Below are 5,247 nucleotides of genomic sequence, written 5' to 3'. Positions count from 1 at the left end.
GATGTCCTTCACACTTCGAATGCCAGGGGAACGTCCGCCGGTGCGGCCGGCTGTACCGGATCCGCGGGCAGTGCGGCCGCCTGCGCGGCCACGGTGTCCAGATCGAACAGCAGGCCCACCGGGATGGCGCCCGGCCAGCGCGCCTGCAAGCGCACGTGCAGAGCGACCACCCGATGGGAGTTGCCGCCCACGTCGAGAAAGCGGTCCACGCGATCGAATTCGTCGTGCAGCAGCACCTCCGACCAGATCTCGCCGAGGGCGCGCTCGGTCTCGGTCCAGTCGTCCCGCGACACCGCCTGGCGGGCCACGGAACCGGTCAGCAGCGTGCGCAGCGCCGCCTCGTCGAGCTTGCTGCTGCCCGGCGTGATGGGAAGGGCATCGACGGTCACGAACCGTGCCGGAACCGCTTCCGGCACGAGGTGTTCAGCGCAGAATCCGGCCAGCGCGCTCGATGCGGGCGTGGTCGCCGCGGGGTCCAGCGGCACCCAGAAGGCGGCCAGGTACACCGAGTCGTCGGCATCGGCGACGGGCAGCACGACCGCTTCCCGCACGGCGGGATGGTCTTCCAGCACCGCCTCCACCGCGCCGCGTTCGATCCGGACGCCACGGACCTTCACCTGATTGTCGGCCCGGCCGTGGAATTCGATGTCGCCGTTCGTGTCCGCGCAGGCGAGGTCGCCGGTGAAGTACATGCGCGCACCCGGTTCGGTCGCGAAGGGGTCGGCCACGAATCGAGTCGCGGTCAATCCGGGACGGGCCGCGTAACCGTCGGCGATCTGCCCGCCACCGAGGTACAGGTCACCGCGAGTGCCGCTGCGCACGGGGCGCAGCTTGTCGTCCAGCAGGTGAGCCGTCGTGCCCACGGCAGGTTTTCCCATCGGGACGACCCGCAGCGGCGTATCCGCGACGTACGGGCCGATGCAGGTGATCGTCGCCTCGGTGGGGCCGTATTCGTTGTGCAGCGCCACGGCGGGCAGTACTTCGCGGTGCTCGTCCACCAGGCGCGGCGGGACCGCCTCCCCCGCCAGGATCACCGCTCGCAGCGTCGGCCGCAGCTCGGCCAGCCGTGGCAGCGCCAGCCGATAGAACGACGGCGTCGCGATGAAATGCGAAACACCCCGGCTGCGAGCGAGTTCGGCGACGGCGTCGACATCTCGCACCATCCGGAAATCGGGAAACACGCTGGTGCCGCCGACCGCGAGCGGCCAGACCACACCCAGCAGGGAACCGTCCCAGATCAGCCGCAGGGCCGAGAAGGTGACCAGCGCACCGTCGGTGTGCGCATTGTTCCGGGACCCGATCTGGGTGGCGAGGTTGGCACGCGACACGACCACCGCCTTCGGAACACCGGTGGAGCCGGAGGTGGTGATGGCATAGGCCGGGGCGAGCCGCGGCGGCGGGCCGGGCAGCGAGATCTCGGGTGGATCCACCCGCGCCGCGATGTCGATCACCGCCGGACCATTCGTCGCGTCCGCCAGCGCTCCCGCCGCCTCGCCCGGAGTGAGCGGATCCCGGCCATCGATGATCACCGCGGCACAGTCCAGCGCCTCCAGCACCGCGCCGAGCGACGACTCGCCGCCGTGGCCGGGTTCGATGACACACCAGGCCGCGGCGGCGCGCAGGGCGGCGATCATGCCGATCACAGTGTCCAGGTTCTGCCGCTGGTAGACGACGACCGTCTGCCCGGGCCGTACCCCGGCCACGAGCAGGCGGCGCGCGAGAGCCATTGTCGCGGTGTCCAGTTCGCGGTAGGTGAGCGACCGATCCCCGACCACGACCGCCGGACGATCGGGCACCCGCTCGAACTGGCACATCAGGCCGTCGAGCAGATCCACGCTCATCGAACCACCTCGACATGGCCGGTGCCGCCGATGTTTTCGGCGGGCACGGTGCACACGAGCAGGATGCGATCGCCGTCCTTCTCGGCCACTTCGAACCCGGCGAAGCGCAAAGTCACGAGCATGACCCGATTCCGTGGCGTGGCAACGAATTCCGCCGCAGGCCGCAAACCGGCCGCGTGGGCACGGCGCACCACCTCGGCGATCAGCGTCGTACCGACGCCGCGCGACATGACACGACAGGACATGAGCAGCAGGAGCAGCACGGAATCGGGGCCGCGCCGTTCGGTCACCGCGAGCCCGATCGTGCCGTAGCCGCCGAAACGGTCGGTCAGGGAAGCGACGAGCACCTCGTGACGCGGGGACGCGCACAATGCCCGCAGCTCGTCCAGGTCGAAGGTGACGCCGGTGGTGTTGAGCTGATGGGTACGTTCGGTCAGCTCGTGTGCGCGAACCAGATCCGCCTCGGTCGCCTCGGCGACGGTCATGACCAGGTCCAGCGAGGCCAGGAAATCCGCGTCCGAGCCGCTGAATTCGGCTTCGGATGCTTTGCGCTCCCGTTCCGCGCGATACAGCAACCGGCGCTGCCGTGCCTCGGATGTCGTTGTGGCCGGGGTGAATTCGGGAAGGTCGGGGAGTTCGTCGATCCGTTCGGCCGGATAGCATCGGACCTGCGGGAAGGCGGCGGCCACCTCGGCCAGCTCGACCGGATCGTTATCGACGAAGGCGATCGCGTCCCGGCCGATATTGAGGGATTCGGCGATCCGGCGAATGGCCTCCGACTTGGGACCCCAGCTGATCTCGAAGGCCGAGAACATCTCCTCGATACCGTGCTTGCGCAAATGTGCTGTGGCAGCGTCTGGTTCGCCACGACTGGCGACGGCGTGCAATATGCCGCGTTCATCCAGTGCCCGGATCGTTCGCAGCACCTCCGGTTTCGGCGTACCGCCGTCCGACTCCAGCACAACGCCGGGCCACACCGTATCGTCGAGATCCCAGACCAGGCATTTCACCGTCGCCGCCATTACACCCTCCGTAGCAGGCCGGCGCTCCACGCGGCGACCGGGCTGCTGTTCAACAACAGCGCGTATTCAGCGCGTGCACGAGTGGCCGCGGCAGCCTCCAGATTGACCAGCATGTCCATCGAGCCCAGGTGGCCGTAGGCCGCGAGATTGGTCCGGCAGACCTTGTCGACGGGGCGATCCAGGGCCTCCTCCCAGAAGGCGAAGGCGCCGGCCGACAGGTTCTGCATGAGGATCGGTCCGACCTCTCCATCTCGAATGCCATTGCGTCGCAGTAGTTCCGGAATAATGGCCTCGAATCGCTTCTTGCTCTCGACCGCGAGCCGGAACGAGTAGGTGGACTCGTCCGCGCACACCTCGGCCCAGTCGCCGGAGCCGATATCGCGGTAGTCGATGCGGAACAGGTCCGCGTATTTGCCCTCGCTGCGCACGATCTGGTCGACGAACTCCCAGCGGCCGGGGCCGGAGGTGGTGACCAGCAGTGCGGCCGCACCGTCACCGAGCAGTGTCATGGGGGCGCGGTAGCGATTCCGGGTGGGCGTCCTGGCGGCTGTGACCACCAGGACATTGCGGCAGTGGGCATCGGCGCGAACCAGGCTCGCCGCGAGAGTCAGTGCGGCGGAGACCGATACACAGCCGAGGTCCCCGGCCGCCGTGGTGAAGGCGCGGGCCGCGCCGATCCGGTGTTGCAGCCGGGTCGCTTCCGAGGCGAGCAGGTACTGCGGCGCGCGGCCGGTGACCAGGAGCAGCGCGTCCAGATCGGCGGCCGCGAGACCGGCCTCGTCCAGCGCCGCGCGCGCCGCCGCGGCGGCGAGATCGACTTCGGTCATGCCATCAGCGGTGCGCACCGTGTCGATGCCCAGGGCCAGGGCGTGTTCCCGGCGGTTCGGGGGCAGATCGGCCAACTCCGCCAGCGTGGCGACCGCCGCGGTCCGGTCCGGGAACCAGGTCGCGACCGGACCCAGTAGCACGCGTTCGTTCATGATCGCGCACCCCGCATGACGTGCTCGCCCATGGCCACCTCGGCGACCTCCTGTGCTCCCTCGATGATCTGCATGACTTTGGCGTCGCGATAGAAGCGGCCGATCCGGCTGTCCGGTGCGCAGCCCGCCGCACCGAGTACCTGCACGGCCCGTTCGCAGACCGCCGCCGCGACACCGGCGGCGGCGTATTTGGCGGCAATCGTGAAGATCAGCGCCTGGGGCGATCCCGCGATCCGCGCATCGGCCGCGCGTTCGCAAAGGGCTTGCGCACCTTCCACATCCGCCCAGCAGCGGCCGAGCGTGGCGCGGATCAGCTGATGTTCGGCCAGCGCTGTGCCGCCCTGGACGCGGGCGAGCGCATGGGCGGCCGCATCGCCGAGGCAGGCGCGGGCCAGCCCGACAGCACCCCAGGCGACGGTGTAGCGGCCGTGATCCAATGCGGTGCCGAGGACATGGGACAGACCGAACCCCGGTGGTGCGATCAGCTGGGCGGCGGGTATGCGCACGCGGTCGAACCGGACGGTCGCCAGCCGCGCGCCGCGCAACCCGAGACCGCTCTCGGCAGGTTCCACACCGACCCCGGGCCGGTTCCGATCCACCAGTGCGGCACACAGTCCGCCCGGCGCTCGACCGAGCACGAGGTAGACGTCCGCACGCTGACCGAAGGTCACCCACAGCTTGGTGCCGGACACCAGGAAATCCGTGCCCTCGGGCTCGAAAGCCGTAGTGACAGCGGACAACTCGGTTCCGGCGCCGGTTTCGGTCGCCGCCAGCGCGGCGATGACCTCACCGGCGGTGAGCCGGGGCAGCCACGCCTCGCGCTGCGCGGCCGTGCCCCACCGATCCAGGGCGGCGGCCACCATGCCGTGCACGGTCACCAGCGAACGCAGGCTGGTGCACGCGTGCCCGAGCGTCGCGGCCAAACGCCCGAGTTCCCGCGCATCGAGCTCCGCACCACCGAAGCACGCGGGCCGATCCGCTCCCAGCAGCCCATTCCGAGCCGCGAGCTCGATCATCTCGTCGGGCAGACCGTCCCGATCCCACCGTGCCCCATCGCGGGCCGCAGCCCGCACGAGGTCGTCCGCTTCGATCACGAGTGGCTGTCCCCGCCCTGCTTGCGGACGACGAAGGCCGCCGCACGAGCGGCACTGCGAAAGTTGTCGAGCTCGAGATCATCGACATCGACCGAGATCCCGTAGGTGTTCTCCACGTGCACGACGATCTCCAGCGCCCGTAGTGAATTCACCAGTCCAAGCGCGAAAATGTCGTCCTCCGGCGCCAATTCGATCTCGGCCATCGACCCGAAGTAAGCCAGCAACTCCTGCGTCAGCTCCGCCCCGTGCCGCACGCCCCGCGCCAGATCCTCCACCAACACTCCCTCTCAACGACCTCTCACGGCGAGCA

5 protein-coding genes are annotated in these 5,247 nt (G+C 69.4%); all 5 read right to left on the bottom strand.

All coding sequences use genetic code 11. The features are described from left to right. Positions 1–8: 8 nt before the first annotated feature. The 5 genes from ACFXKA_RS26160 to ACFXKA_RS26140 are packed head-to-tail and all read right to left on the bottom strand — an operon-like array spanning position 9 to position 5,212. Entirely contained in the window at positions 9–1,841 is a 1,833-nt protein-coding gene (locus ACFXKA_RS26160) for an AMP-binding protein (protein ID WP_379429282.1), read from the bottom strand. After that, positions 1,838–2,863 (bottom strand): HAD-IIIC family phosphatase, encoded by a 1,026-nt coding sequence (locus tag ACFXKA_RS26155; protein ID WP_379429281.1) that lies wholly within the window; start codon positions 2,861–2,863, stop codon positions 1,838–1,840. Before ACFXKA_RS26155 ends, ACFXKA_RS26160 begins: the two co-directional genes overlap by 4 nt. Beyond that, entirely contained in the window at positions 2,863–3,843 is a 981-nt protein-coding gene (locus tag ACFXKA_RS26150; protein ID WP_379429280.1) for a 3-oxoacyl-ACP synthase, read from the bottom strand. Before ACFXKA_RS26150 ends, ACFXKA_RS26155 begins: the two co-directional genes overlap by 1 nt. After that, the gene (locus ACFXKA_RS26145) at positions 3,840–4,937 is read right to left on the bottom strand and encodes an acyl-CoA dehydrogenase family protein (protein ID WP_379429279.1); all 1,098 of its coding nucleotides are present in this window, start codon (positions 4,935–4,937) and stop codon (positions 3,840–3,842) included. Before ACFXKA_RS26145 ends, ACFXKA_RS26150 begins: the two co-directional genes overlap by 4 nt. Then, a complete protein-coding gene (locus ACFXKA_RS26140) occupies positions 4,934–5,212 on the bottom strand; it encodes an acyl carrier protein (RefSeq protein ID WP_379429278.1) in 279 nt (92 codons plus the stop codon). The genes ACFXKA_RS26145 and ACFXKA_RS26140 overlap by 4 nt, the downstream gene beginning before the upstream one ends. Between the last annotated feature and the right edge of the window lie 35 nt (positions 5,213–5,247).

This window comes from Nocardia sp. NPDC059228, assembly GCF_042754245.1.
Classification (GTDB): Bacteria; Actinomycetota; Actinomycetes; order Mycobacteriales; family Mycobacteriaceae; genus Nocardia.
This window is presented reverse-complemented; position numbering and strand designations above follow the sequence as displayed.